Here is a 24,900-nt window from a genome sequence, read left to right as displayed (position 1 = left end):
CTTCCATCAGTGGTTTTTTTCCATTCCCCACTGATGGTTCGTTGAACTTATCAGGAATTTACTGGCCGATTATCCCCACTTAGTCTTGTTGGGGTACACTCAAGTCTTGAAGTGGGGGTATTACGGCCAGTTAATGCGTGATAAATTACTATTCTTTCAATAACATTCGCATTCCGAAAAATGCTGCCCAGCACCTATGATTTTTTATATAAAAATGAACGGGGATGTTGGAACCTTTTATAACGAGTGTTTGCTCATCAGATGGATATACAGAGTGGTCTTCACCATTTATATGAATCATCGGCTGATGGTTAACGATTTTAACAACCAGCAAATGACCTTCATCTGAAGAATAGGTACCCATCAGACTTTGCCATTGTGCTTCGGAAAGGGTGCTTTCAGGAAATTCCCCGTCCTTTTCCCCAATGGGTAATCCTAAAGCCGTATTCACCGCTTCTAACCAGATGTCCCCTGCTGGCAGATCAGATACATTAGATAATACCACAACCACCAATTCTTCCTCGGGTACAAAGCCAAAATGTGAGGATACTCCAGGCTGGCTTCCCCCATGCTCGACAAGCGTAAACCCATGGTAATCAGATGTTACATTAAGAGCATAACCATAATATTTGTTTTGACTGACCTTCGCATAAGGCTGATACATCTTTTTCACAGCCATCGGGGATAGCAGCTCCTCATCTCCAATTTTCCCATGATTAAGGAAAAAGTCACCATATTCCAATAAATCAAGGACCGTTGAACGTACACCCCCGCCAACTTCATAAATACCCAATGAAGGCCATTCTTCCTTCTGATGCTTCCGTTCCTCTTTATTATAGGAATAAGGTGTAGAGACCTGATTCATTTTATGGATTTCTTCAATACTAAGCGTCGTTCTGTTCATTTCCAACGGTCTCAGAATTTCCTCAGTAATAAATCGCCGAAAAAGCTTCCCTGAAGTCTTTTCAATAATCTCGCCCAGCAATAAAAACATGTCATTTGAATAACTGAAATATTCACCAGGATCACCTAAAATCGAATGATCCCCTCTCATTAAAAAGTTTTTTTCATCTTTAAAGCGATTTCTGTTCTCATCCCTTTTGACCGGCGCCAGTCCGGATGTGTGGCTTAATAGATGATGAATTTTTATCTGTCTCATATCCGATATTCCCTTTAGCTTGAAACCGGGGACATATTTTACAACCGGGTCATCAACGGACAGTAAGCCCTGTTCCTCCAGCATCATAATTGCCAGAGCTGTAAAGGATTTACTGATAGAGGCTGTTCCAAATAATGAGTTGCTGGTTACAGGTGATCGGGATTGTAAATCAAGCACACCAAACCCCTTCTGATAAATGACAACACCCCTTTTCAGTACGCCCACCGCTGTTCCCACGTGATGTTCTTTCTCCATACGCTCTATTAATCTTTTCTCGAATAACGACCACATGAACGTTAGCCCCCAACCTTGTTTTTGGAATCGTGTTTTGTTTCTCCATGACGTGGAAATAACAAATAATAGATTAGCTATTATTTGTATTGTATTAAAAATAATATACCAGTAAAATAGATATGGTATAATGTAATTACTTACCAAATAGTACTAAATTTTGATCTGGGAATGATGTGAATGTTTCAGGGAAAATTAATTAAGTATCATCGTACAAGGAAAAAGATGACGCAAAAGGAGCTTGCCACCGGTATATGCTCGGTTTCCTATTTAAGTAAAATAGAAAATGAAACCATCGAACCCAGCCAGGATGTGCTGCAACTCCTGGGCGATCGTCTTCACATCTCCTTAGATATGCAGGAAGATAACCAGGACGTTGAACAACGTCTCCTGGATTGGTATAGCATCATCAAAACAAATAATTATGAAAAAGCGCATGAAGAATACCAAAAGCTGCAGAAATATTACCACTTAACAAACAATCGTTCGATTAAAAATTTATTTCTGACGATTGAATTCGCATATCTTATGACTTTTGGGCATGATTCTAAAATAATAACATCACACTATAAGCAACTTTGTGAGTTGAAAGAATTATTTTCCCCATTAACCAATTATTACTTTTACAAATTGGAGTCCTTATATTTTTATAATAAGAATGATTTAGTAAATGCACTGGAATCGTTAAAAAAGGCTGAAAGAGTTTATCCGACAATTGACCAGACTGACTTAACCCTTTACTATAATTTGGCAGTCTTTTATAGTCGCGCTGATCAAATGTACAAATCTCTCCATTATGCATTCAAAGCTTTGCAGGAAACTCAGGCGAACTATGACTTAATTGAGATTACACGAACTTTCATTTTAATTTCCACACTTTATATAAGAATTGGTGAATATGACTATGCCGAGAAGGAACTATTAAAACTTAAAAAGGAAGAGAAAAATATAATCCCTGAATTTAATGCCCTGATTTATCATAACCTCGGATACATTTACTATCAGTATAAAGAATATGAGAGAGCAATGCAGCATTTAAAGACATCACTTGCGTTTAATCAATCTAAACACCAGTTGGATACGATTTATGTATTATGCTTAGTCTATCAATCCTTGTCTTATTTTCAACTGCTTGATGAAATGATAGAATCCGGCAAAAATTTGGCTAAAAAACAGAATTCTATAAGATATATTTATAAATTCTATATATTAGAAATGAAGAAAGATCAGCTTATCTATGATTTAACATTCATTGAAAAGCTGGAAGGTGACATTATTCCCTACTTTAAAAAAGCCGGAGATCAGTATGAGCTTCTCCGCCTTTACAAGTTACTCGGAGATATATACTTTCATAATCGTCAATATAAAAAAGGTGCAGAATATTATCAGCTTACGCACCAATTTTATACAAATACATTTAGGGTGGAAGACTATTTATAAAAGAGAGCTATTAAAGCCTCTTTTATTTTTTTAAAGGAATATCAATAGCAAAAATAGAATACTATATTTATCAGAATTGTATGCGCTTTATTAAAAAGTTGAGGTGAAGAAAGCTATGTCGAATTCAGTTTTACTGACAATGGAAGGCAAAACGGCAAAACTGACATTAAATCGCCCAGACAGCATGAATGCCATGGATGTGAATCTTTTAAATGAACTTCATGAGCAGTTACAGAAGATAAAGGAAAGTCAAGTAAATGTGCTGGTGATTACAGGAAATGGCAAGGCGTTTTCTGCAGGTGGTGATATTAAGACCATGCTGCTGCAGTCTGATCCTGAAGGTTTTAAGGAAACAATGGAAACCATAAAGGAAATAATGGTAACACTTTACACACTCCCAGCTATTACAATAAGTGCCATCAATGGTGCAGCTGCCGGTTTAGGCCTCAGCCTGGCTTTGGCCTGTGATTACGTATTTGCGGATGAAAAAGCTACCATCGCCATGAATTTTATTGGAATTGGACTGATTCCTGATGGCGGGGGCCATTTTTTCATGAAGCAGCGATTAGGAGAAGTAAAGGCTAAGCAGACCATTTGGGAGGGACAAAAACAAACAGCTCACCAAGCACAGCAAGCAGGATTAATTGATGAAACCGTCAGCTCTGATTTTGTTGAATTCATACAGAATAAAATAGATCAGTTACATAAACAGCCTCTAAGTGCCATGATAGAAACCAAACTGATTTATGCACAGGAAAACCGGGAAAGGCTTGAAAATACTCTAAGCCTTGAAACGGATGGTCAGCAAAAAATGCGTCAAACTAACGACCACAAAGAAGGGGTTCAGGCCTTCATAGAAAAAAGATCCCCTGTTTTTCAAGGAGAATAAAAAGCCAAGGATTTCCTTCATCCTTGGCTTTTCTCTATCTCTTAGTCCTTTTTCCGCTTAGCAGCCTTTTCACGTTCATTTTTATTTAAAATCTTTTTACGTAAACGAACGTTTTCCGGTGTTACTTCGCAGTATTCATCATCATCTAAATATTCAATTGCCTCTTCCAGTGTTAATTTACGTGTACTTCTTATCGTAGCTGTCTGATCCTTCGTAGCTGAACGAACGTTGGTTAAATGCTTTTCTTTCGTAATATTTACTGTCAGATCATTTTCGCGATTGTGCTCACCAACAATCATTCCTGCATACACATCTGTTCCAGGTTCTACAAAAATGACACCGCGGTCTTCTAAAGACATGATACTGTATGTGGTGGTCTTCCCATTTTCGAGGGAAACCAGAACACCCTGGCGTCGTCCACCGACGTTTCCTGTACTAACAGGCTCATATCCATCAAACGTATGATTGAGAATACCGTATCCTCTTGTTTGACTCATAAACTCTGTTGCATACCCAATAAGTCCGCGGGAAGGTACCTTAAATTCAAGACGTACCTGACCATTTCCCTGGTTCATCATATCGAGCATTTCACCTTTTCTGGAACCCAAGGATTCAATCACAGAACCTGAATAATCTTCAGGAACATCAGCCTGGACCCGCTCTACAGGCTCGCACATTTTCCCATCAATTTCCTTTAGGATTACCTGTGGCTTGGAAAGCTGAAGCTCATAGCCTTCCCTGCGCATATTTTCAATTAAAATTGACAGATGAAGCTCTCCGCGACCGGAAACCGTCCATGCGTCAGGGGATGATGTTGGCTCCACCCGCAAGCTGACATCCGTCTCTAATTGAGTCATTAATCGCTCTTCAATCTGACGGGCCGTTACATACTTCCCTTCCTTACCAGCAAATGGACTGTTATTTACCAGGAAGGTCATCTGAAGGGTTGGTTCATCGATTCTCAATAATGGCAGTGGCTCCCGATTTTCAGGTGAACAAACCGTTTCACCTACGTTAATATCCTCCATACCAGATACAGCAACGATGTCACCAGCTTTACCTTCTTCAATTTCCACTCTCTTCAAGCCAATAAAGCCGAACAGCTTGGAGACTCGGAAGTTCCGTACTGAACCATCCTTTTTCATAAGGGAAACCTGATCGCCGACTTTTATCGAGCCGCGAAATACTCTTCCCACACCAATTCTTCCAACATAATCATTGTAATCAAGTAACGTTACCTGAAATTGCAGGGATTCATCTGCATTATCGATAGGGGCCGGAACATGATCCATAATTGTCGTAAATATAGGGTCCATGGATTCTCCCAGTTCATCAGGCTCATAACCGGAAGTTCCCTGAAGAGCAGAAGCATAGACAACCGGAAATTCTAACTGGTCATCATCGGCACCTAATTCAATAAATAAATCAAGAACTTCATCCACTACCTCTTCCGGACGGGCATTTGGACGATCAATTTTATTTAACACGACAACAGGGCGTAATTTTTGTTCCAAAGCCTTCTTAAGTACGAAACGGGTTTGAGGCATTACACCCTCGTAAGCATCAACCACGAGCAATACTCCGTCTACCATACTCATAATCCGTTCAACTTCTCCACCGAAGTCCGCATGTCCTGGTGTATCCAGAATATTAATACGTGTATCTTTATAATGAATGGCCGTATTTTTTGATAAAATCGTAATTCCACGTTCTTTTTCCAAATCATTCGAATCCATTGCACGCTCATCTACATGCTCATTATCACGAAAGGTACCAGAATACGTTAATAGCTGGTCAACCAATGTTGTTTTTCCATGGTCTACGTGAGCAATTATCGCAATGTTACGCAAATCATTTCTATGTTGCATGAACAACTCTCCTCTAAAAAACCTTTATCAATATTCAACCTTTCAATTATAACATAAAGTGATCCAGTTAACCTCCATATATTTTAAATCATACTGCTTATTCACATTCAAAACAAACTTTCTTGTATTTATTTTTTACCAATCTGTAAAAAATAACATAAAAAGAGATGGATAAGTACAATCCACCTCCACTATTGTCATCAATTATTCTGCCCGCAATTCCTTCATTTCATTTAGAGCCTCGGTTGATAAATCATATAGCTCTGTATGTTCACTTAAATAAAAGCAATGTGAAGATAGTTGATAATTTTCCTGTGCCGCATTATAATCATTCATGAGCTCATAGCACCTGCCAATTTGGAAATATAGATCTCCCTGTAAAAAAAGCAACTCATTTTTCTTTGCATGGCGAAGACCTGATTTGGCATTCTTTATGGCTTCATCAAATTCTTTTAAATCCACAAGTAATCGTGTGAAATTATAATAACTTTTCACAAAAATTTTTTCGTCGGTAATATAAATATTTTTATTCAAAGCAGAAAGCAATTCTAAATAGATGTCTTTGCTGCTTTTGTATTGTTTAGTATTATGCAGAATAATCGCCTTAGTTAGCAATATTTCAATTTCTCGCTGTGAATAGTTTTTATTTGTAGTTAAACTGCACGACAACGCTTCATCAATATAAAACATTGCACGCTCTACACTTTTCCCTAGTTCATATTTACATATTCCCTTATGCCATAATAGAAACTGCCTTCCTTCCAGGTTATCTTTAAATAACGGATTACTTAATTCAAGCTCAACGATCTCATCTACATGTTTATAGTCTCTATCTTGTATAGCATCGCGAATTTCATCCATAGTGACACTTACATACTCTGATCTTGATGATTTGTAGTTCTCAAAGAAAAAATTAACTTCAATCCCTAATCTCCTTGAGAGCATAAACAACAAATCTGCCGAAACATTAATTTCACCTTTTTCCAGCCTGCTGATATAAGCCTGGGAACAGATTCCTTTACATAAATCCTTTTGAGAGATTCCGTAAAACTCTCTTAAATCCTTAATTTTTTCCCCGATATTACCACTGATTAACATACATCTTCACCATCCAACGTACATTTTTGGGATTTTCTAGAAAAAAATATTACTATCTTCATAAGTTTTAGCGTCTGGGCGATATATTCGTAAAAAATATGCTGTTATTCACCGAAAATGGGCTTATTTGCCCAAAACATAGAATTTTAAAATCTGATATAACTATAATAGAGAAATTAATAGAAAGGGTGAATATGGATGAAAAAAGTACTTGTAAGTCTGGTATTAGCATTTACCATTGTTGTTTCATTTGCAAGTGTAGATGTAACTCCAGATAATGAATCAGCTGCAAAGGTCATTACTTTTGACAGAAAAGATCCAGGACCAATGTATTAATTTTAGAAGTCTTAACTATTTTGACTTTAGTATTTCCCTTCCAATTAAGATTTTTTGTTTATACGATCCGGTTTAAAATGTGTTGTAATTAGCTTAATGATTAGTATTTTGAATCAAAATGAAGTTTGAAAGGGGTATGATGCCATGGCAACGCCTGAACGAGATGTTATCACATTAGGGTTATGTATTATCATTACAATCGTTGCCCTGAACTGGATAACCTCTCTCTATCTTAAGCGTAAACATGGTTAATACGTTTCACCTTTCTTAACGAACTATTTTCCATTCCAATCCATGAAGCAAACCCCAATTGCTTCAAACTGAACATATGACGTTTAACTTTTCACCTGGTGTAAACCAGGTTTTTTTTTGTTCAAAAAACCTATTAGAGAATAATGTCTTAAACGCCATCCGGGGTTTCACTAAAAAAATTGCACACTCTAATAGCTTATTCGCTAAGATTCTCCAAATTCCTCTTTCAAATAAATGCTTTTGCACAATACTATCGCCTTTCTGTCCTCCATTGTCCTCTCCTGAAACTTTTTACTCAAGAGAAAAAAGGACCATTATCCGATGTCCATTACAGATATTTACGTTTTGTATTGAAAATGTATCGTTTTTGTTAAGTCGTTGTTATTGCACTGAAATACATGACTGTTATAATGGCGCGGTGATTGGAGGTTATCTCATGAAAAAACTATCAGCACTAATTTTAGTATTTATCTTATGTATATTTTCATTAGGACACTTTACTTTTGCTCAGACAGAGAAAAATAAAGAAATTAATAATCAAGAGAAAATGATCGAAGTCGCAAAGGAAGAGCCAACCAGTGAAATTGCTTTTCAAATCGGAGGGTCTATAAATAGTCTGTTGAAGTACAGCCAGTTTACAACAGAATTATCCTTAACTGGACAAGACTTTTTAAAGGAGAAAGAAAAACGAACATTGACGGTGAAAGCTACAGCCTATACAGCCCATTGTGATGGTTGCAGTGGTATTACAAGAACAGGAATAAACCTGCTGGAAAACCCCGATAGAAAGGTGGTAGCCGTAGACCCTGATGTTATCCCACTCGGTTCCAAACTTTATGTGGAAGGCTATGGGGAAGCTGTTGCCGGAGACATCGGAAGTGCTATTCAAGGGAAGCGAATTGATGTGTTTATCCCTTCAGAGGCAAAAGCCAATACGTGGGGAGTAAAGAATGTAGAAGTGACAATCTTAAGCTCCTGATCAGGCATACTCATCGCTCATTTTAAGGAGCGATGAGTTTTTTATATCCCAAAATGCTCCTATCTGTAATTGACAAGTCTGTGGAAAATATACAGGGAAGTCCTATCAGTTTTCCCCGGTCTGATCTCTGCCCTTTAAAGCTTTATTAAGCTTCAGCATCTCAGGATCACTTTTAATCATGGCATCTTCCGGATTCTGATTGACTTCCTTCTTCGGATCACCATCCATGGACACACCTGCCTGTACACCTGCCGAGTCTTTATATACCCCCTCTCTTTCCCCATCCAAATGGGCGGATGGCTCACCTGTATAAGTACGTCTGTCACGTTCCTGCATTTTCACACCTCCTGTTAAATAGAATAAGCTTCAACAGGGAAAAGTATGTACAAACCATTATTGGAGGGTTATCTAATGGGTGCAATTGAGCAGGGTGATTATCAGTTTGATGTGGAATATGCCGTCAGTCTTCAAAAGGGTTCCATTCATGTTTATAGGGAAGGAGACTTTATAGAAGAATTAACCTTCTCTTTTAGTGGACAAAAACCTGATGAGCAGCAAATTGAAGAGCTTATTAATCATTATATTGAAAATCAGCATTAAATCTGCAGGAAGATATCCTTTCTAATTTCTGATCATGGTATACTTTTATATAAATGGAAATTTAGAAAGGATATTTTAAAATATGCGAACATCACTTTACGTTCTCATGAAAATAAAACATTTGTCGAACGTTCACCTATTTATTTGAAAAAATGTGTTTTACTAAGAGGCCTCTTTCCCCTTATAATGTTACTGTGTATCTAGATACGGAAGGGGTTATCAAATGGAGCGTTTACCAGCGGAGGAAATTGAAAAACAACTGGATTATCTTTCAGACTGGAACGTTGAGGATGGACGTTGGCTTACGAAGCGATACCGTTTTACGGAGTTTCTAACAGGCATTCAGTTCGTAAATGAAATTGCCGAACTATCAGAAGAAGTAGATCATCACCCCTTTATTTCTGTTGAGTACAAGGTGGTTACGGTCAAGCTTACTTCATGGCGGGCAAAAGGAATTACAGATTTAGATATGGAACTTATCCAAAAATATGATTCTATTTTTTTACAAGTAACAGAATAGAAGTGAACAAAGGCGAAAGCGCCCGTTTGTCCAGCTGCGGCTCCCAGGCCAAGCGGTCATAAGAGTCTTTCTAGTCGCTGGGCGCTGGAGCCGGACGTGGCCTCTCATGATTTTTTAGCCACAAATCCGTAATCTTATAATTTCCTAGACAACCAAAAAGAAGTAAGTCATGGGTGCACCCGACTTACTTCTTTTTAGTGTGTAATATCATATCTACATGCAAAATTCCGTCATCCATGTATTCATCCGTCACGGTTTCAAATCCATACTGACCGTAAAAGTTTTGCAGATGTGATTGAGCATGCAGTTTAATTTCGGTCTCTCCCCATTCCTCTTTCATAATACTTAATGCTTTATCCATTAACTTTTTAGCATAGCCCTGTTTCCTGAACTTTTGTGTGACAAGAATACGGCCAATGGAAGCTTCCCGATAAATGGTATGATGGGGAAGCAGACGGCAATAGGCAACGATCTCTCCGTCATGTTCTAAATACAAGTGCGTGGAATGCTGATCATAATTGTCTATTTCCGGATAGGGGCAATTCTGTTCAACGACAAATACATTAACTCTTTCCCTCAGTAATGTGTAAAGTTCACTTACTGCTAATTGATCAAAATTCTTATGTATCCACTGCATATCTATACCTTCTTTTTAGCGTTCTTTGTTCCAATCAAAAGTTATCCGCTCTTTTGACCGTTGAAATGCTGGTGTCGCATTTTTCAATCAATCGTTTGTTTAACCAAAAAAGAAGTCAAACACGTTACTGGCCTTCGATGCCTCCTGATTGTAAAACTCTGAATATCCACAGTTATTACAATATACAACAGTAAAACGATTGTTCTGTACGTCGAACATTTTTGAAAGACCTGTACCCGTCATGGACACATCCTTCTTCCCTGCATCCGTACTGCCACATTTAATACATCCTTTTTGTTCAGACATATGAAAACCTCCTTTAATATTTAAACTTCTTCATAAAATTTATATTCTTTATCCTGTAACAAAATCCTCTTCTTTACAAGTATTTCGAACAAGAAATGCCCATCAGCGACGTACGGACTGGACTGAGCCGGAGGAGATAAAGGAAACACGGCGAACGGAGAGAGTCGATGTTGACTTATCGTACGGAGGTGAAGGAAGTCTCGCTAGTCGCTGGGCGCTGGAGCCGAACGTGGCCTCTCATGATTTTTTATCCACAAATCTGAAATTTTATAATTTCCTGGACGATTAAAAAAGCACATTCCGCATAACACGGAATGTGCCTGATATTTCAGCTTATAGCTTAACAACGTTCGCAGCTTGTGGGCCACGGTCGCCTTCAACGATTTCGAATTCAACACTTTGTCCATCTTCAAGTGTTTTGAATCCATCTTCCTGGATAGCTGAGAAGTGTACGAATACATCGTCTCCACCTTCACGCTCGATAAAACCAAAGCCTTTTTCTGAGTTAAACCATTTTACTGTACCAGTCATTTAAAATGACCTCCTTATAAAAATAATGTTACAAAAGAAATGAACCGCAACTTACTTTACCTACTTTTATAAAGAGGTCATCAAGTAAATATTCGATCTTCAATTTCATTTTGCTTATTTAAATATAACGCTTTTTCTCCGGAAATGCAACCGTAATGTATAATTTCCATGATTTAATCATCCTATGCCTACATTTTTCTATCCCAATCGGACATAGTAACAAAAAGAATCCATCATAAGGAGGTTCACCATCTATGGACAGTACCCAGGATTTTATTGAAAGAATCCATGACAAACAGAGAAAAGATCAACGCAATCGCAGACGTCAGGGAAAAAACGCCCCCTCCAACAAACTCCCAAACAAAAATAAAAAATAACAGAAAAGCGGATGAAGGACACTGGAGTGCCATAATTCAAAGAAACTGTCCTTCATCCCCCTCTTAAAGAATAAAAATGACTGCCCCACACAGGAACAGCCACGAAAGTTGTTATTATTCATATCCCTTTCGGGGTATATCCTCACTTTCACCATTTTCACGTTCAATTTTTCCATCAATCGTACCTTCTGTTAATGTATCGCTTGCCTGTTCATGGGTCTCGGCGATTCCTGCAGACAGTTGATCCTGTTTTTCGTAGTCCTCAGGCTCGTAATACTTATTTGCTACCGTCTTTTCTGATTTGCGATTATTTTTTTGACTCATACGGCACCTCCCATATAGATTCATCCATTATCCTTTGATATAAGGATGAAATTTATGCCGGAAATAAAGGAAATGGTTGAGGGTGATCAGACAGATCCAGGTACAGCCAGCCTGAATATCAAAAAGGGCTATCCTGTTTTCAGTGATAGCCCTTTTTCTTTACATGGATAACGCTTTTTGTGCCAGTTTTAAATCATTCGAAAATAATTTGTTTAAATTATACGATGGGTAATGACCCTGTTTAAACATATAGCGATAAACCATATCATGCAGTCTTATGCATTGATTTAATTGCTTTGTCAGGACTTCCTTTAACGCTGGGGTTGCGGTTTCTGTTATCGCAATGGCATAATTCCGAACCCCTGCCTTCGTAAAAGCGAGTAAATCACCTTCAAAAAAAGTATCATGTATTCGTTCCTCTTCATTCCGGCCGTCAGGGGATGGAACGTGACGGTAAAATTCCATTAATTCCTGCAGATCCGACTGATTTTCCTGAATACTGCGTTCATACAGACCTTTTAAAGTCTGGTCCGTGATATTCGGCAGGGCCATTTTCATTTTCATGACACCAATTGATTTGAAGGCGACAAGTTCATGCAGTTCAAGCGCTTCATGCCACGCAAGAGTATTATGATGCTCCAATGCTTTCAGCTCCTTTGGAAAATGTTTCATTACTACTCTATGCATGACATTCCCCTACTGGCACTTTACACCAGCGAGACAATTTATAAAGATAAGACCATTAAATGTTCATCTAAGTATCCCTTGTCCGTTTTAATCGCTCTGGGCTCTGTGGCATACATTTTAAAACCAATGGATTCGTATAAGTGAATAGCAGCGTTGTTGGTGGAAACCACCGATAAATGAATCTGTTCCACTTCTCCCTGCCTCCGAGCCGTCTGAATAGCTTTGAAAATCAGCTGTTTCGCAATACCCCGATTCTGATATTGCGGCTTCACATACATGGCTAAGAGAAAAGCTTTATGTTTTTCCTTCCTTTTATCCGAGAATTGTAAGGTTGTCACACCGACTAAACCTTCATCCGTAAAGGCTCCAAAAGTTATATTATTTTCGTCTGATAATCGTTCGGCAGTCTGGTCAACCGGATTCTCCCGCTGAACAGCTTCTTCATAGGTGGTAAGAAAGGCATCCGGCGCTTCCTTTAAGGCCTCTATCCTTAAATTCCAGTACTGCTCTGCATCCCCTTCATGTAAAATGGTTACAACGGTATTTGTCATTTTGTATTCCTCACTGTTCCATATCTTTTACTAACTGAGCCATTTCCACTGCAGCAGCAGCCGCTTCAGAGCCTTTATTCCCTGCCTTTGTTCCTGCACGTTCAATTGCCTGCTCAATGGTATCTGTTGTAATAACACCAAAAATGACCGGTTTGCCGGTTTTTAACGCAGCATTTGATACGCCTTTCGCGGCTTCGTTACAAACGTAGTCAAAATGGGGAGTAGAGCCCCTGATAACTGTTCCAAGCGCAATCACAGCATCGTACTTTCCAGATTCCGCCATTTTCTGCGAGATTAACGGAATTTCGAAAGCTCCCGGAACCCAGGCGGTATCAATATGCTCCTCTGAAACTCCATGACGTTGCAGGGTACCCACTGCGCCCTCCAATAATTTTTTTGTGATAAATTCATTAAAACGACCAACGACGATTCCTACTTTTAAATTAGTGCCTACTAGGCTTCCTTCAAAAATTTGTCCCATGATTGCTTCCTCCTTGTTTTATCGATCATGAATGAGTATGAAACTCCAATAAATGTCCCAGCTTTGTATGCTTCGTTTTCAGGTAACGTTCATTTTCTTTACGGGCAGGCATCTGAATAGGTTCACGCTCAACTACTTCTAAACCATACCCTTTAAGTCCTTTAATTTTTTTCGGATTATTCGTTAATAGACGCATTTTTCTAAGACCTAAGTCCCTTAATATCTGTGCACCAATTCCATAATCCCTAAGATCAGGAGCAAATCCTAATTTTTCATTGGCTTCTACTGTGTCATAGCCTTCCTCCTGCAGCTTATAGGCACGAAGCTTATTGATTAATCCAATCCCTCGGCCCTCCTGCCTCATATAAAGCAAAATACCATTTCCTGCTTCCTCAATCTGTGCAAGGGCTGTATGCAGCTGAGGTCCGCAATCACAGCGATAGGAACCGAATACATCACCCGTCAGACATTCGGAATGGACTCTGACCAATGTCGGTTTCTCCGGATCAATCTCCCCTTTTATAAGGGCGATATGTTCACGATCATCCACTGCATTGGTATATGCAACAGCTTTAAAATCCCCAAATTCGGTAGGAAGATTGACTTCAACTTCCTTCTGAATCAGCTTTTCCTTCTGGTTCCGATATTCAATCAGATCCTTAATCGTAATAAACTTAAGACCAAACTGATCAGCTATTTTGCGTAAATCTGGTACTCTGGCCATGGTTCCATCATCTTTAATGATTTCGCAAATCACCCCTGATGGAAAGGCACCGCTCAGTTTAGCTAAATCAACCGCAGCTTCCGTATGCCCCGCTCGTCTCAATACGCCACCGTTTTTTGCTACAATCGGAAACACGTGTCCAGGTCTTTTAAAATCAGCAGGCTTCGAATCAGGATACAATAATTGCTGGATGGTCAGCGCCCGTTCGGCAGCACTAATCCCTGTCGTTGTATCCCGATGGTCAATACTTACTGTAAAGGCTGTGCCATAAGGATCTGTACTCTGATTAACCATTGAATGCAGTTCCAGACGATTGGATAAATCTTCAGTAATGGATGTGCATACAAGCCCACGGCCATGTGTGATCATAAAATTGATGGTTTCTGCGGTTACTTTTTCTGAAAGAGCAACAAAATCTCCCTCATTCTCACGATCTTCATCATCGGCTACAATAACGACCTTACCTGCCTTTAAATCCTCGATTGCTTCCTCTACTTTATCAAACATGCTGTCACTTCCTTTTCGTCTTTTATAAAAGCTGATCTAAAATGTTTCTGCCCGGAAGGTCAGTCCTTATCGGAAATCATATTAGCCACGTACTTCGCCAACATGTCACACTCGATGTTCACGATATCTCCCTCATCCTTCTGTCCTAAAACTGTATTTTCGGCTGTATGAGGAATTAAGGAAATGGTTAAAACGTTATTTTCTGTTCCAAAGACTGTCAGACTCGTTCCATCAACCGCAACTGAACCCTTTAGCATCATCAGCTTCTCCAATTCGTCCGGAAGCTCAATCTGATAGTAAATCGCATTCGCCACCGGTTTCTTCTCAATAATCGTACCTGTACCATCAACATGTCCTGAAACAAAGTGTCCGCCAAACCGGCCATTTGCTGGCATGGAACGCTCTAAATTAACCTGTGAGCCTTTATCCAGCATTCGTAAAGAGGTCGCCTTCACCGTTTCCGGCATGATATCAACCTGAAAATCGTCATCTGAATAGCCTGTCACGGTTAAACAGACACCATTAACCGAAATACTGTCTCCTACCTTAATATCTGATAAAATTTCATTCGCTTCGATGGTCATTTCAATTTCCTGTTTACCCTTCTGGATATCCTTTATGGTGCCTAACTCTTCAATAATTCCTGTAAACATATTTTCACCCTTCATCATGATTTTTAGCTTCTGCCACAATTTTGAGGTCCTTGCCAATTCTTTCAAAGGAGGTAATGGATAAGTCCAGACTGTCTGAGAGACTTTCGATGCCATCTCCTCCGATGGATGTTGGCGCTCCCCTTCCACCAATAATCGTTGGGGCAATATAAGTAATGACCTGCTGAACAGCCTTCTCCTTCAGAAAGCTGCCATTCACTTCTGCTCCACCCTCTACAAACAGGGTCATAATTTTTCGCTTCCCTAATTCCTCCAGCACTCTGGGAATAGTGATTTCAGGCTGATCAAGCTGGATCACTTCCACATGGGCAAATTGTTCATAGCCTGCAATGGTATCCTGTCGGGCTTCCGATCCCGTTATGATCAACGTCTCGGCATCTTTCTTTGTTATAATATTTGATTGAAGAGGCGTTCTTAAATGGGTATCCAGCACCACTCGTACCGGATTTTTACCGCCAAGGGGCAGCCGGGCTGTGAGAGTTGGATTATCTTTTAATACTGTGTTGACACCAACCAGAATAGCATCATGGGTATGCCGATACAGATGGGCATCCTGTCGGGCTTCCTCTCCTGTGATCCATTGGCTTTCTCCGGAGACAGTGGCAAGCTTTCCATCCAGGCTTGTAGCTGACTTCAGTGTGACAAAGGGCTTATGATGCTGAATATAATAAAAAAATGCTTTATTAATGCTGTCAGCTTCCTCTTTTAATATCCCCACATCAACCTGAACCCCCGATTCTCGCAGTCGTTTAATCCCCTGACCTGCAACCTTTTCATTTGGATCAACCGTTGCCACAACAACACGTGACAGACCTTTTTGCAGGATTAAGTCTGCACAGGGTGGGGTCTTTCCGTGATGACTGCATGGCTCAAGCGTTACATAAATGGTCGCATGCTTTGCTTTGTCCCCAGCCATCTGTAACGCATGAACCTCTGCATGGGGCTCACCAGCTTTTAAATGGGCACCAAAGCCGATGATCTGCCCATTCTTCACCACTACCGCTCCAACAGGTGGATTGGGACTGGTCTGGCCCGATACGGATCTGGCTAAGGATAAGGCGAATTTCATATAGTACTGATCATTCATAACAGTCCCTGCTTTCGTATGTTTAAGATTTGGTCATCTCATTAAAAAACCCTTCTGATTCAAAATCAGAAGGGAGAAGGTGTGTATGATTAAAAATTTTACGACAGCATAGCAAAAAACAAATGAATCAGGAGGAATCCGAAAAATAGCCATTTTCCATGCATATAACCTGAATCACTGCCGTATGATCTTCCATTCCTTCTCCCATCCAGACTTTCACTGTCGGTCCCGGATTTTCACCAGGTCCACCGCTCGATTTTCATCTCACGGGTCACGGACTGAGGAGTTTCGGCTCCATCACCGTCGGTAGGGAATTGCACCCGACCCCGAAGGAATTTTTTATTTAATTTTGTATAATTGTAACACTAAAAAATTTATAAGTACAAAAATTTGTTTACACCACTTAAAATATAAGAATCAGATCTATTTGAAAGGATGTCAAAAATGCATTTTCATACAATCATTGTTGGGGCAGGATCCATGGGCATGGCTGCAGGATATTATTTGGCAAGACAAGGGAAAAAGGTTCTGCTTATCGACTCTCATAATCCCCCGCATCAGGACGGGTCCCATCATGGGGAAACCCGACTCATACGTCATGCCTATGGGGAAGGTGAACACTATGTTCCATTAGCTCTCCGCGCCCAGGAGCTTTGGTATGAATTGGAAAAGGAATCAGGGGAGGATTTATTTCTGCAAACAGGTGTCTTAAATATAGGAGAAAAGGATTCTTCCTTTATTCGTGAGGTACAATCAAGTTCAGAAACCTATCACCTCCCACTGCAAACCCTGTCTGCAAAAGAAATTTCCCAAAAGTGGGAAGGGCTGTCATTACCCGATCATTACATAGGCTGCTTAGAGACCACCTCAGGAGTCCTTTTTAGTGAAAGGATTATACAAACGTATCGTTCCCTGGCCGAATCCTTCGGGGCTACGATAAAAGTGAATAGCGAAGTTGTGGATATTGACATACATAAAGATTCAGCAACCGTGTATACAGAAAACGAAAGCTTTGAAGCAGACCATCTTATTGCGACCACTGGAGCATGGGCAAAAAAGACAGGCGAAAAGCTGAATGTATCTTTACCTTTAACCACCTTACGTAAAACCTTTTCCTGGTTCGATGCCGATGACCAAATTTATAATGCAGCAGAATTCCCAGCATTCACCTTTGCTATTAGCCAGGGTACCTATTATGGATTTCCAAGCATTCACGAGTCCGGAGTTAAAATTGGAAGACACGACGGTGGACGGGAGTTTCAAATGGGTCGTCCCCTAAAACCTTATGGATATTACAGAGAAGATATCGGGGACGTTTCAGATATATTAGAGGCCTATTTTCCGCATGTTCAGAGTCAAAACACCGGAAAAACCTGTGTATATACCATGACTCCTGATGGGGACTTTATTATTGATCAGCTGCCCCAGCATCCGAATGTCACAATTGCGTGTGGATTTTCCGGGCATGGCTATAAATTCAGCAGTGTGGTTGGAGAAATTTTGAGTAAAATGGCTATGAATGAAAACGTTGATTTTGACCTTGCTCCATTCAGTATAAAGAGATTCTTAAAATAAAAAGATATGAAACCTATACCGGACGTTTATCGTATAGGGCATTAGCAACTATTCAATAATAAAATGAAGAATATGATGCGAGGTGTTGCAAACATGATTATTATGACAGGTGAAAAGGTTCCTGGATATGAAGTGACCGAAGTATTAGGCCCCACCTTTGGACTTACGGTAAGAGCCCGCGGTGTCGGAAAGGACATCACTGCTTCGATTAAAGGGTTATTCGGCGGTGAAGTCCGCCAATATGTGGAGATGCTTGAGGATGCAAGAAAAGAAGCCTTGGATCGGATGACAGAAAACGCACAGCAAATGGGTGCAGATGGTATCATTATGTTCCGATTTGATTCCGGCAGCATCAGCAACAACATGAGTGAAATCGTCGCCTATGGTACCGCGGTAAGGTTGGAGAAAAAGGAATAATGATGAAATTTGTCATAGGATATTTTGTTTTTCAAATCCTTCTGCTCATTGTCATTTTAGTCATTACTCATCAAACGGATAAAAACAGTCGCAAAGCGTTTTTACAGCCTAACGAAGTACCTGAAGGATTTGAAAAAACGTCCGAAACGTTTATAGACACGAAAACAAAAAAGACGATCTACGTTTACTATAATCGCCACACAGGAAAGCGAATTTACGTTGAGCATTAAAAAGACAAGAATCTGACACTTGTTGAAGTGAGAGATTCTTGTCTTTTAACCATTTGCCCTGATTTCTTCTTCCCTGTTTTTACGCATTTCCTCCCGATCCTTTTCTGTTAAACGAGGACAGGTAAAGCAAAACTTCTCACCTTCACGCAAATAATTCAAACAACAAGTACACTCGACTGGAACCTGTTTATTTTTATCATCTAAACTATCAATGAATCGCTGTTTTACCCGAAAAGGATTTCGTTTACGGCCAAAAACATCTGGTTCAATCTTCTCAGCCAGGAACCGGTAATCCTGATCAATCTGCTCATGTAATTCGTCACCTGCCCTGTGCTTCCATTGATCTAAATAAATATCAAACTTTCTCGGCAGCTGGCCCCATAATTGGCCGGCGTTCATTTGCACCGATTCGGCCAGGGTTTCGAATAATGGCTGCATCGTCTCCCTATAAAAAGCAGCAAGTCGCTGATACAGCCATTCCTCTCTTGGCTGATCATGATGGAAAGGAAAGGTTGCCCATCGATCCAGCTTAAAAGAAAAACGATAGGTTCCTTGAACGGAATAAAGGCGGACGGTAACATTTTGAGGAGATAAATCTACCGTTTCATTCATGATCGATGATGTGTACTGAACAGCCAGCGGGAGGCTTGCAAACCACCTTGCCAGCGCTGCCGCTGTAGCTGCGGGATGTAAGGCTTTAAAGTTGGGGGAATATAAATCAATCAGTTCCTGCATATTTTCTTTTATCAATAGTTCCGACAAAGGTCTGGAATAAATCACAGCTTCCTGATCTTCATCAGTGATAAAAAAATCCCTCTTCATGACTTCCTGCCATTGTTGATAATTCATAGGTATACTCCTCACTTGATGTCATGCGTACGAATAATCGTATAACCGTTCTCAAATCGCATATTCATCATAAAACAACAGACTCTGTTTTGCAACGTCAGCTTTTGCTAAACAGAGTCCGGCTCATATCTACATATTTCGTCCGCTCAAAGCTAAACAAGGTTATTTTTGAACGCATAAATTACCGCCTGCGTTCGATCCTGCACTTCCAGTTTACCTAAAATATTACTCACATGAACCTTCACCGTCTTCATGGCAATAAACAGCTCATCTGCAATCTCCTGATTTGTTTTCCCTTCCGCCATAAGGGAGAGGACTTCTTTTTCACGCCCTGTTAATTGAAGATGCGGTTCCCCAGTTGTATTCTGCATTTTGGACATGATTTTTCCAGTTACTTCCGGTTCCAGAATGGATTGCCCCTCATAGGTCGCCCGGATGGCATCTGCTATTTCACCCGCCTTGGATGTTTTCAGCATGTAGCTGGTTGCCCCTGCTTCCAGGGCGGGATAAACCTTATCATCATCCAAAAAGCTTGTCACTATAATAATTTTCGCCTGTGGCCATGCTTCCTTAATTTGTTTCGTTGCTTCAATACCGTCCATTTTATCCATCACCAGATCCATAAGAATAATATCTGGTTTGTATTCAAGAGCCAGTTTGACGGCTTCCTCACCATCACCGGCTTCTGCTATTACATCAATATCCTTTTGCGAAGCCAGATAGGAGGACACTCCAATACGAACCATTTCATGATCATCTGCAAAAAGGACACTTATCATATGAGCCACCACCTTTCTTCCGCAGCAGAAAATACCTCTTCGTCATTCTATATTAAAGTTTTATAAATGGGGTACCTTCACCTCTAACCTGGTGCCCTCCCCCACGATACTCACGATTTTTAAATTCCCTCCTACTTCAAGGGCTCTTTCCTGCATATTCTGTAACCCGTAGGAGCTGGTTTTAGCTTCTTCTACATTAAAGCCAATGCCATCATCCAAAACTCGCATAATGACGTTTTCGTCTCTTTCTATTAATAACACTTCCAGCTTACCCGCTTTCGAATGTCTGAGGGTATTGGAGACAGATTCCTGTAAAATCCGGAATAACTGATCCTCTATTCCTTTATCCAGTTCCATGTCCTCCAAATGCCAGTCAATCTCCATTGGGACTTTTTGCGTCAGCTCCGCCAATAGCTCCTCAATCCCTTCCTGAAGAGACTTTCCCTTCAGAGCTACTGGTCTTAAGTGGAGCAATAATGCACGCATCTCCAATTGTGACTGATGAATCATATTTTCAGTTAAGGATATTTGCTTTCGTAAACCAGGGTCCTGTTGAGGATGGCTGTCCTTCATTGCAGACATCATCATGGAAGCAGCAAATAGCTGCTGACTCACGGAATCATGAAGCTCCCTTGCCAATCTGTTCCTTTCCTGAACAACAACCTCCTGCAAACTCTTTTCCCGCTCCCGGGCCCGCTCGGTTGTCATCCGCTGAAAGGTTTCTGTCTGCTTCTTAAATTTCTTATCCAACTCCAATATCTGCTCCTGAATCTGCTGAATTTCCTTCATCATGATGTCGTCTTCCATCGTCAATTTCTGATCTTTGAGAAGTTCATCCAGCCTTCTCTGGATAAATTGAAAATTCTGTTTGGAAGATATCCCATAAGCCGTGCCGCCTATGACACCTGCCAGGATGGAGAGTGCCAAAACTAACCAGATATAGGGAACATCATTGAACAGGTAAGTATCAAATAGCCCCCTCCAGTCATTCAGGGGAAATGAAATAAAGGTAAGAGCCAGGACAAGTACCGTTAAACTGACCGCAGCGACAATTCCAATCATCATCTGCTTAAGTATCCACTTCATATCCGCCTCACCTCAATATCTCCGGATCCAATTGAGGTGATCATCTTCACCCGGGGTATATGATTATCATAGTTTTCGGTTTTATAAGCCAGGGTATCATTCATCAGCTTTTCATGATGCTCTCCTAAAATGTATGCCCGTCCAAAAATAGAACTATGAACTAGCTGTACTTCTACTTCATAGGGTACGTAAATAATAATATTTCCGATAAAATGACGTATAGATATGACTGCCTGCTCAGGAAGAACGGTATGACTTAAGTCTATAATCCGGTCCCCAAAGCCACTATGAATACTTATATCGCTCCATTTATAGGAGGTCTGGGAGGTTGCCTGATCATCAAATAAACGATTGTTTAACAGAGGCTTCACTTTTATTAACGATTCCTCATCTGCCCTTTGCTCCGCATCATCCCTGGTAAATTGAGGGGTGATCTGTTCAGGCTCCTTTTTTAAGCGCTGATAATGAAGAATAAACAGGACTACACCGGCTATGATTAAAAAACGGACAGCCATGGTATTTAAAATATTGAAGAAAAGACTGATACAGCCGAAAAAGAACACGATTTTCCCCCATGTATAAGAGAGGTTTTTCCAGCCCACAAATATCATAAAGGAAGAAAATAAAATAGAAAAAATTAACCATCCGTTAAAAAAGAGAATCTCGAACAAAAAGAGAGCAATCACAATTAAAATGATCCAGTTTATCGTATTTGTCGGCAGCCGTTGAAACATCTGTGAGCCCTCCTTTTGTATATTCAGATATGTACAAAAAGACACAGAAGCTCTGCGCCTTTTTATATAGTTAGAAGAAGCAATAAAAAGATTATCTAATTATGTTATTAGCATACCATATCCAGCTTAATTGGCAGAGTTTTTTTCCTGTTCATTCTGTTCACGTTCTAATTGAGCGATTTTGCTGTCAAACGTATTTCGATAATAGGCACTATTCACCTTCTGCTCAAGATGCTGAATGTAGCGGTCCATTTCATCAAACCGGGAGAAGGATTTTTCCGGATACTCATCAAGCACCTGATTCATCCGATATTGTGCCCGGGCTGCATTTTCCCTTCCCATCAGCTCCATACGCTTTAACTTCATGTCTTTAAGCCGATGCTGCATTTCTTCGTATTTTTGCTCAAGCATGGTAAGCTTCTCGTCCATTTCATCACGCATGGTCTTCATTCGTTCAGCACGAGTCTCATATTCTGCAAGCTCCTGCAGGGCAAACTGCTCCATTTCCATTTCACCGGCTTTTTTCGCGATTTCTGCCTGACGTCTCCGCTTGTCCGCCATGTCTCCAGCCTGATAATATTCTCGTGTATACTCTTCCTTCAAACGATGCTGTCTTTCAATCAGCTTACGCACATTTTCTGTTTCCTTTTCACTTTCGCGCAAATACTGATTCAGTTTTGCAATTGGATTTTTCTCTTCTTTTTCATCAAGCATCTGATGAAGATCCGCCGAAATACTCTCCGATAATCGCTTAAACACATTTGCCATCGCACATCTCTCCTTTATGATTTATTTAATTCGGCCCATTCCCTTTCAAAGTTCACAAAAGGGTCATCGGACTCAGGCTGTGACTGATGATGACTGCTGCTTTTCCATTCTTTATAAATCAGATACAGTCCATACCCTGCTGCAAGGCCTATAACAGCAAACAGATTAGAGAAGGCAATACCCACTACAAACAGCCCCAGAATGGCCCAGCCAATTTTACCGGCAGTGGAATCAGCTTTCATGAATTGTTTAAATATGATATACAGGAACCATACACTGGCTGCTAATAAAATCATCGGACCAATATTAGCCAGTAATATAAGAAAAGCAATTAGCCCTAAACTAAATAATACAAACTTTTTCATTTACACCCGCCTCCTTTCAATAGCTTGTCTATATCATATCGAGAAAAAGAACCGGACATAACGAACTACAGATATATTTTCAATTAAGACTTAAGGAGTAGTAAGAAAAGCGAAGGCGACTGGTTAGGCCCGACGGCATAAGCAGAATATCCGTAGTGGCCGCTTTTGGGCCATGGAGGGTATTCTGCTTATGACCGCTTGGGCCTGGGAGCCGCAGCTGGACATAGAAAAGCGAAGGCGACCGGTTAGGCCCGACGGCAAATTCTGTCTGAGGAGAGAGATCCCATGTCTAAATCAAAAATGGATGAATATATAGAAGAAGGAATCTACGGAAAAAAGGAGACAAAACCTGATGAAAGAAGACGATTTTTAGGAACATTGAGGGAACGTGTTATATTAGTGTTAACCAAGGGACAGGTCATGAAGAAAAAAGGGATGGATCAACTGGAAGCGGCGATGAAGGATTATCCTGATGCTGAAATTCTGCTTAACGGAAAAGTCAGATCCTCCTATTTTAACCCGTATAAAAAGTTAGCGGGGAAATATAACATTGCGTACAAATCTGTCACCAATAAACAGGCAAAAACCGATCTGGGATTAATTTTAGCGGTAGATTATGCGATTGAGAAAGAGGATATTTCTGTTGAAGAAGAACAGCAGGCAAATCAGGAGCAGGAGGATAAACCCAATAGGCTTGCTGCTTTTTTTAAATATTTGTTCACAGGCTCCAAAAAATAAGCAGGCTTACTTTTTGGAGAAACGCTGACCAAGCTTAAAAACGATAACAAATAATGCGACAATTAATAAAAGATGAATAAACTTCCCTAAAAGGTCTAAAACCAGTCCGATGATCCACACCAGGATAATGAGCATGAAAATTTTCCATAGCATAGGAAACACGTACCTTTCTTTAACGTAACATCATAGGATAAAATCTGATTTTATTGTAGAATAAATACAGACTAAAAGAAACAGGTGATGAAATTTGACGAAACAAAGCATCGTATTTTTTGATATTGACGGAACATTACTCGACCACGATAAGGAATTGCCGAAATCAGCGAAACAGGCCGTATCAGATTTAAAGGCACAGGGGCATATTGCAGCCATTGCAACAGGACGGGCTCCCTTTATGTTTGAGCCATTACGGAAGGAGTTAGGCATTGATACATACGTAAGTTATAACGGCCAATATGCGGTTTCTCAGGATGAGGTTATTTTTACAAACCCTATTAATAAAACAAGCATAGAAGAACTTACGAAAATGGCAGTAGAAAACGATCATCCACTGGTTTATATGAATGAATCTATGATGAAATCAAATATCGAATATCATCCCCATGTGGATCAAAGCCTTAAAAGCTTAAAATTCAGTCACCCTGAATATGACCCGGACTTCTTTAAAGACCGTCATTTATATCAGTCATTACTCTTTTGTACGGCAGGTGAAGAAAAACCTTACGAGGAAGCGTTTGATGACTTAACATTTATACGGTGGCATGAATTTTCCATGGATATCATTCCCAGAGGGGGTTCTAAAGCCAATGGTATTCAAAAGATGATCCAGCATCTCGGAATTCCACTCGAGAATGTTTATGCCTTTGGGGATGGCTTAAATGATATTGAAATGCTTAAAGCTGTACCCAATAGCATTGCGATGGGGAATGGACTTTCCGAAGTTAAAGAAGCAGCAAAACTAGTAACAAAGCCTGTGGATGAGGACGGTATTTTGCATGGCCTTAAGAAGGTTGAATTAATTAAGTAACAAAGACGGAAGTACCA

Annotated in this window: 33 protein-coding genes and 1 riboswitch; of the genes, 12 read left to right on the top strand and 21 right to left on the bottom strand. The window is 40.1% G+C overall.

The window, feature by feature from the left end:
- Positions 1-148 precede the first annotated feature (148 nt).
- The gene (locus ABD006_RS15505; RefSeq protein ID WP_343843023.1) at positions 149-1,450 is read right to left on the bottom strand and encodes a serine hydrolase domain-containing protein; all 1,302 of its coding nucleotides are present in this window, start codon (positions 1,448-1,450) and stop codon (positions 149-151) included.
- Between the two features lie 180 nt (positions 1,451-1,630).
- Between ABD006_RS15505 and ABD006_RS15500 the strand changes: the two genes are divergently transcribed.
- Together ABD006_RS15500 and ABD006_RS15495 are read left to right on the top strand one after the other, a co-directional pair.
- The gene (locus ABD006_RS15500) at positions 1,631-2,890 is read left to right on the top strand and encodes a helix-turn-helix domain-containing protein (RefSeq protein ID WP_343843021.1); all 1,260 of its coding nucleotides are present in this window, start codon (positions 1,631-1,633) and stop codon (positions 2,888-2,890) included.
- Positions 2,891-3,005: 115 nt separating this feature from the next.
- On the top strand, positions 3,006-3,779 hold the full coding sequence (locus ABD006_RS15495) for an enoyl-CoA hydratase (RefSeq protein ID WP_343843018.1): 774 nt from the start codon (positions 3,006-3,008) through the stop codon (positions 3,777-3,779).
- A 41-nt stretch (positions 3,780-3,820) separates the two neighbouring features.
- On the opposite strand, the gene typA is transcribed toward ABD006_RS15495, so the two are convergent.
- On the bottom strand, positions 3,821-5,647 hold the full coding sequence (gene typA, locus ABD006_RS15490) for a translational GTPase TypA (RefSeq protein WP_343843017.1): 1,827 nt from the start codon (positions 5,645-5,647) through the stop codon (positions 3,821-3,823).
- A gap of 204 nt (positions 5,648-5,851) precedes the next feature.
- Positions 5,852-6,745, bottom strand: coding sequence for a helix-turn-helix domain-containing protein (locus ABD006_RS15485; RefSeq protein WP_343843014.1), 894 nt, complete (start codon positions 6,743-6,745; stop codon positions 5,852-5,854).
- Positions 6,746-6,943: 198 nt separating this feature from the next.
- Here ABD006_RS15485 and ABD006_RS15480 point away from each other — a divergent pair, with 198 nt between their 5' ends.
- Both ABD006_RS15480 and ABD006_RS18030 read left to right on the top strand, forming a co-directional pair.
- Positions 6,944-7,081, top strand: a complete 138-nt coding sequence (locus tag ABD006_RS15480) for a hypothetical protein (protein WP_343843011.1) — start codon at positions 6,944-6,946, stop codon at positions 7,079-7,081.
- Between the two features lie 688 nt (positions 7,082-7,769).
- A complete protein-coding gene (locus ABD006_RS18030) occupies positions 7,770-8,312 on the top strand; it encodes a 3D domain-containing protein (RefSeq protein WP_425542237.1) in 543 nt (180 codons plus the stop codon).
- Between the two features lie 105 nt (positions 8,313-8,417).
- On the opposite strand, the gene ABD006_RS15470 is transcribed toward ABD006_RS18030, so the two are convergent.
- The gene (locus ABD006_RS15470) at positions 8,418-8,648 is read right to left on the bottom strand and encodes a hypothetical protein (RefSeq protein WP_343843009.1); all 231 of its coding nucleotides are present in this window, start codon (positions 8,646-8,648) and stop codon (positions 8,418-8,420) included.
- A 75-nt stretch (positions 8,649-8,723) separates the two neighbouring features.
- On the opposite strand from ABD006_RS15470, the gene ABD006_RS15465 reads away from it, so the two are divergent.
- Together ABD006_RS15465 and ABD006_RS15460 are read left to right on the top strand one after the other, a co-directional pair.
- The gene (locus ABD006_RS15465; protein WP_343843007.1) at positions 8,724-8,912 is read left to right on the top strand and encodes a DUF5370 family protein; all 189 of its coding nucleotides are present in this window, start codon (positions 8,724-8,726) and stop codon (positions 8,910-8,912) included.
- A 223-nt stretch (positions 8,913-9,135) separates the two neighbouring features.
- Positions 9,136-9,432, top strand: a complete 297-nt coding sequence (locus ABD006_RS15460; protein ID WP_343843005.1) for a 4a-hydroxytetrahydrobiopterin dehydratase — start codon at positions 9,136-9,138, stop codon at positions 9,430-9,432.
- Between the two features lie 184 nt (positions 9,433-9,616).
- Here the strand turns inward: ABD006_RS15460 and ABD006_RS15455 are convergent, their stop codons facing one another.
- The 3 genes from ABD006_RS15455 to ABD006_RS15445 all read right to left on the bottom strand — a co-directional run bounded on the left by ABD006_RS15455 (position 9,617) and on the right by ABD006_RS15445 (position 10,906).
- Entirely contained in the window at positions 9,617-10,069 is a 453-nt protein-coding gene (locus ABD006_RS15455) for a GNAT family N-acetyltransferase (protein WP_343843003.1), read from the bottom strand.
- A 99-nt stretch (positions 10,070-10,168) separates the two neighbouring features.
- Complete coding sequence (locus tag ABD006_RS15450) at positions 10,169-10,375, bottom strand: zinc ribbon domain-containing protein (RefSeq protein ID WP_343842999.1); 207 nt, start codon at positions 10,373-10,375, stop codon at positions 10,169-10,171.
- Positions 10,376-10,708: 333 nt separating this feature from the next.
- Positions 10,709-10,906 (bottom strand): cold shock domain-containing protein, encoded by a 198-nt coding sequence (locus ABD006_RS15445; protein WP_343842996.1) that lies wholly within the window; start codon positions 10,904-10,906, stop codon positions 10,709-10,711.
- Between the two features lie 254 nt (positions 10,907-11,160).
- On the opposite strand from ABD006_RS15445, the gene ABD006_RS15440 reads away from it, so the two are divergent.
- Positions 11,161-11,283 carry a DUF4023 domain-containing protein gene (locus ABD006_RS15440; protein ID WP_343842993.1) on the top strand — a complete coding sequence of 41 codons (123 nt, stop codon included), beginning with the start codon at positions 11,161-11,163 and terminating at the stop codon, positions 11,281-11,283.
- A 114-nt stretch (positions 11,284-11,397) separates the two neighbouring features.
- Here the strand turns inward: ABD006_RS15440 and ABD006_RS15435 are convergent, their stop codons facing one another.
- The 7 genes from ABD006_RS15435 to ribD all read right to left on the bottom strand — a co-directional run bounded on the left by ABD006_RS15435 (position 11,398) and on the right by ribD (position 16,315).
- On the bottom strand, positions 11,398-11,607 hold the full coding sequence (locus ABD006_RS15435) for a YozQ family protein (RefSeq protein ID WP_343842990.1): 210 nt from the start codon (positions 11,605-11,607) through the stop codon (positions 11,398-11,400).
- 159 nt (positions 11,608-11,766) lie between these two features.
- Positions 11,767-12,249, bottom strand: coding sequence for a spore coat protein (locus tag ABD006_RS15430; RefSeq protein ID WP_343843167.1), 483 nt, complete (start codon positions 12,247-12,249; stop codon positions 11,767-11,769).
- 83 nt (positions 12,250-12,332) lie between these two features.
- Complete coding sequence (locus ABD006_RS15425) at positions 12,333-12,845, bottom strand: GNAT family N-acetyltransferase (RefSeq protein WP_343842987.1); 513 nt, start codon at positions 12,843-12,845, stop codon at positions 12,333-12,335.
- Between the two features lie 10 nt (positions 12,846-12,855).
- Positions 12,856-13,326, bottom strand: coding sequence for a 6,7-dimethyl-8-ribityllumazine synthase (ribH, locus tag ABD006_RS15420; RefSeq protein WP_343842984.1), 471 nt, complete (start codon positions 13,324-13,326; stop codon positions 12,856-12,858).
- Between the two features lie 25 nt (positions 13,327-13,351).
- A complete protein-coding gene (locus ABD006_RS15415; RefSeq protein ID WP_343842981.1) occupies positions 13,352-14,557 on the bottom strand; it encodes a bifunctional 3,4-dihydroxy-2-butanone-4-phosphate synthase/GTP cyclohydrolase II in 1,206 nt (401 codons plus the stop codon).
- A 59-nt stretch (positions 14,558-14,616) separates the two neighbouring features.
- Entirely contained in the window at positions 14,617-15,210 is a 594-nt protein-coding gene (gene ribE, locus ABD006_RS15410; protein ID WP_343843165.1) for a riboflavin synthase, read from the bottom strand.
- A gap of 4 nt (positions 15,211-15,214) precedes the next feature.
- A complete protein-coding gene (ribD, locus tag ABD006_RS15405) occupies positions 15,215-16,315 on the bottom strand; it encodes a bifunctional diaminohydroxyphosphoribosylaminopyrimidine deaminase/5-amino-6-(5-phosphoribosylamino)uracil reductase RibD (RefSeq protein ID WP_343842978.1) in 1,101 nt (366 codons plus the stop codon).
- A 192-nt stretch (positions 16,316-16,507) separates the two neighbouring features.
- Positions 16,508-16,653, bottom strand: a riboswitch (FMN riboswitch).
- Between the two features lie 106 nt (positions 16,654-16,759).
- Between ribD and solA the strand changes: the two genes are divergently transcribed.
- The 3 genes from solA to ABD006_RS15390 all read left to right on the top strand — a co-directional run bounded on the left by solA (position 16,760) and on the right by ABD006_RS15390 (position 18,537).
- Positions 16,760-17,890: an N-methyl-L-tryptophan oxidase gene (gene solA, locus ABD006_RS15400; protein ID WP_343842975.1), complete on the top strand. Its 1,131-nt coding sequence runs from the start codon at positions 16,760-16,762 to the stop codon at positions 17,888-17,890.
- Between the two features lie 93 nt (positions 17,891-17,983).
- Positions 17,984-18,307: a YbjQ family protein gene (locus tag ABD006_RS15395; protein ID WP_343842972.1), complete on the top strand. Its 324-nt coding sequence runs from the start codon at positions 17,984-17,986 to the stop codon at positions 18,305-18,307.
- A gap of 2 nt (positions 18,308-18,309) precedes the next feature.
- A complete protein-coding gene (locus ABD006_RS15390; RefSeq protein ID WP_343842969.1) occupies positions 18,310-18,537 on the top strand; it encodes a hypothetical protein in 228 nt (75 codons plus the stop codon).
- Between the two features lie 45 nt (positions 18,538-18,582).
- On the opposite strand, the gene ABD006_RS15385 is transcribed toward ABD006_RS15390, so the two are convergent.
- The 6 genes from ABD006_RS15385 to ABD006_RS15360 all read right to left on the bottom strand — a co-directional run bounded on the left by ABD006_RS15385 (position 18,583) and on the right by ABD006_RS15360 (position 23,118).
- A complete protein-coding gene (locus tag ABD006_RS15385) occupies positions 18,583-19,386 on the bottom strand; it encodes a hypothetical protein (RefSeq protein ID WP_343842966.1) in 804 nt (267 codons plus the stop codon).
- 152 nt (positions 19,387-19,538) lie between these two features.
- Positions 19,539-20,165, bottom strand: a complete 627-nt coding sequence (locus ABD006_RS15380) for a response regulator transcription factor (protein WP_343842963.1) — start codon at positions 20,163-20,165, stop codon at positions 19,539-19,541.
- Between the two features lie 60 nt (positions 20,166-20,225).
- A complete protein-coding gene (locus ABD006_RS15375; RefSeq protein WP_343842960.1) occupies positions 20,226-21,251 on the bottom strand; it encodes a sensor histidine kinase in 1,026 nt (341 codons plus the stop codon).
- Positions 21,248-21,985, bottom strand: a complete 738-nt coding sequence (gene liaF / locus ABD006_RS15370; RefSeq protein WP_343842957.1) for a cell wall-active antibiotics response protein LiaF — start codon at positions 21,983-21,985, stop codon at positions 21,248-21,250. The genes ABD006_RS15375 and liaF overlap by 4 nt, the downstream gene beginning before the upstream one ends.
- A gap of 126 nt (positions 21,986-22,111) precedes the next feature.
- Positions 22,112-22,753, bottom strand: a complete 642-nt coding sequence (locus ABD006_RS15365) for a PspA/IM30 family protein (RefSeq protein WP_343842954.1) — start codon at positions 22,751-22,753, stop codon at positions 22,112-22,114.
- Between the two features lie 14 nt (positions 22,754-22,767).
- The gene (locus ABD006_RS15360; protein WP_343842951.1) at positions 22,768-23,118 is read right to left on the bottom strand and encodes a lmo0954 family membrane protein; all 351 of its coding nucleotides are present in this window, start codon (positions 23,116-23,118) and stop codon (positions 22,768-22,770) included.
- Between the two features lie 285 nt (positions 23,119-23,403).
- Between ABD006_RS15360 and ABD006_RS15355 the strand changes: the two genes are divergently transcribed.
- On the top strand, positions 23,404-23,856 hold the full coding sequence (locus ABD006_RS15355; protein ID WP_343842948.1) for a YueI family protein: 453 nt from the start codon (positions 23,404-23,406) through the stop codon (positions 23,854-23,856).
- 6 nt (positions 23,857-23,862) lie between these two features.
- Here ABD006_RS15355 and ABD006_RS15350 read toward each other — a convergent pair whose 3' ends face one another.
- The gene (locus ABD006_RS15350; RefSeq protein WP_343842946.1) at positions 23,863-24,009 is read right to left on the bottom strand and encodes a lmo0937 family membrane protein; all 147 of its coding nucleotides are present in this window, start codon (positions 24,007-24,009) and stop codon (positions 23,863-23,865) included.
- A 94-nt stretch (positions 24,010-24,103) separates the two neighbouring features.
- Here ABD006_RS15350 and ABD006_RS15345 point away from each other — a divergent pair, with 94 nt between their 5' ends.
- Positions 24,104-24,883: a Cof-type HAD-IIB family hydrolase gene (locus tag ABD006_RS15345; protein WP_343842944.1), complete on the top strand. Its 780-nt coding sequence runs from the start codon at positions 24,104-24,106 to the stop codon at positions 24,881-24,883.
- The last annotated feature ends 17 nt before the right edge of the window (positions 24,884-24,900 follow it).

Source organism: Salinibacillus aidingensis, from assembly GCF_039522525.1.
In the GTDB taxonomy this organism is placed as follows: domain Bacteria; phylum Bacillota; class Bacilli; order Bacillales; family Alkalibacillaceae; genus Salinibacillus; species Salinibacillus aidingensis.
The sequence above is the reverse complement of the archived record's forward strand: the minus strand, read 5'-3'. Positions and strand labels throughout refer to the sequence as shown.

Coding starts and splice junctions, on each gene's coding strand:
- ABD006_RS15505 (WP_343843023.1), bottom strand. CDS start 1,450: ATGTGGTCGTTATTCGAGAAAAGATTAATAGAGCGTATGGAGAAAGAA.
- ABD006_RS15500 (WP_343843021.1), top strand. CDS start 1,631: ATGTTTCAGGGAAAATTAATTAAGTATCATCGTACAAGGAAAAAGATG.
- ABD006_RS15495 (WP_343843018.1), top strand. CDS start 3,006: ATGTCGAATTCAGTTTTACTGACAATGGAAGGCAAAACGGCAAAACTG.
- typA (WP_343843017.1), bottom strand. CDS start 5,647: ATGCAACATAGAAATGATTTGCGTAACATTGCGATAATTGCTCACGTA.
- ABD006_RS15485 (WP_343843014.1), bottom strand. CDS start 6,745: ATGTTAATCAGTGGTAATATCGGGGAAAAAATTAAGGATTTAAGAGAG.
- ABD006_RS15480 (WP_343843011.1), top strand. CDS start 6,944: ATGAAAAAAGTACTTGTAAGTCTGGTATTAGCATTTACCATTGTTGTT.
- ABD006_RS18030 (WP_425542237.1), top strand. CDS start 7,770: ATGAAAAAACTATCAGCACTAATTTTAGTATTTATCTTATGTATATTT.
- ABD006_RS15470 (WP_343843009.1), bottom strand. CDS start 8,648: ATGCAGGAACGTGACAGACGTACTTATACAGGTGAGCCATCCGCCCAT.
- ABD006_RS15465 (WP_343843007.1), top strand. CDS start 8,724: ATGGGTGCAATTGAGCAGGGTGATTATCAGTTTGATGTGGAATATGCC.
- ABD006_RS15460 (WP_343843005.1), top strand. CDS start 9,136: ATGGAGCGTTTACCAGCGGAGGAAATTGAAAAACAACTGGATTATCTT.
- ABD006_RS15455 (WP_343843003.1), bottom strand. CDS start 10,069: ATGCAGTGGATACATAAGAATTTTGATCAATTAGCAGTAAGTGAACTT.
- ABD006_RS15450 (WP_343842999.1), bottom strand. CDS start 10,375: ATGTCTGAACAAAAAGGATGTATTAAATGTGGCAGTACGGATGCAGGG.
- ABD006_RS15445 (WP_343842996.1), bottom strand. CDS start 10,906: ATGACTGGTACAGTAAAATGGTTTAACTCAGAAAAAGGCTTTGGTTTT.
- ABD006_RS15440 (WP_343842993.1), top strand. CDS start 11,161: ATGGACAGTACCCAGGATTTTATTGAAAGAATCCATGACAAACAGAGA.
- ABD006_RS15435 (WP_343842990.1), bottom strand. CDS start 11,607: ATGAGTCAAAAAAATAATCGCAAATCAGAAAAGACGGTAGCAAATAAG.
- ABD006_RS15425 (WP_343842987.1), bottom strand. CDS start 12,845: ATGACAAATACCGTTGTAACCATTTTACATGAAGGGGATGCAGAGCAG.
- ribH (WP_343842984.1), bottom strand. CDS start 13,326: ATGGGACAAATTTTTGAAGGAAGCCTAGTAGGCACTAATTTAAAAGTA.
- ABD006_RS15415 (WP_343842981.1), bottom strand. CDS start 14,557: ATGTTTGATAAAGTAGAGGAAGCAATCGAGGATTTAAAGGCAGGTAAG.
- ribE (WP_343843165.1), bottom strand. CDS start 15,210: ATGTTTACAGGAATTATTGAAGAGTTAGGCACCATAAAGGATATCCAG.
- ribD (WP_343842978.1), bottom strand. CDS start 16,315: ATGAATGATCAGTACTATATGAAATTCGCCTTATCCTTAGCCAGATCC.
- solA (WP_343842975.1), top strand. CDS start 16,760: ATGCATTTTCATACAATCATTGTTGGGGCAGGATCCATGGGCATGGCT.
- ABD006_RS15395 (WP_343842972.1), top strand. CDS start 17,984: ATGATTATTATGACAGGTGAAAAGGTTCCTGGATATGAAGTGACCGAA.
- ABD006_RS15390 (WP_343842969.1), top strand. CDS start 18,310: ATGAAATTTGTCATAGGATATTTTGTTTTTCAAATCCTTCTGCTCATT.
- ABD006_RS15385 (WP_343842966.1), bottom strand. CDS start 19,386: ATGAATTATCAACAATGGCAGGAAGTCATGAAGAGGGATTTTTTTATC.
- ABD006_RS15380 (WP_343842963.1), bottom strand. CDS start 20,165: ATGATAAGTGTCCTTTTTGCAGATGATCATGAAATGGTTCGTATTGGA.
- ABD006_RS15375 (WP_343842960.1), bottom strand. CDS start 21,251: ATGAAGTGGATACTTAAGCAGATGATGATTGGAATTGTCGCTGCGGTC.
- liaF (WP_343842957.1), bottom strand. CDS start 21,985: ATGTTTCAACGGCTGCCGACAAATACGATAAACTGGATCATTTTAATT.
- ABD006_RS15365 (WP_343842954.1), bottom strand. CDS start 22,753: ATGGCAAATGTGTTTAAGCGATTATCGGAGAGTATTTCGGCGGATCTT.
- ABD006_RS15360 (WP_343842951.1), bottom strand. CDS start 23,118: ATGAAAAAGTTTGTATTATTTAGTTTAGGGCTAATTGCTTTTCTTATA.
- ABD006_RS15355 (WP_343842948.1), top strand. CDS start 23,404: ATGTCTAAATCAAAAATGGATGAATATATAGAAGAAGGAATCTACGGA.
- ABD006_RS15350 (WP_343842946.1), bottom strand. CDS start 24,009: ATGCTATGGAAAATTTTCATGCTCATTATCCTGGTGTGGATCATCGGA.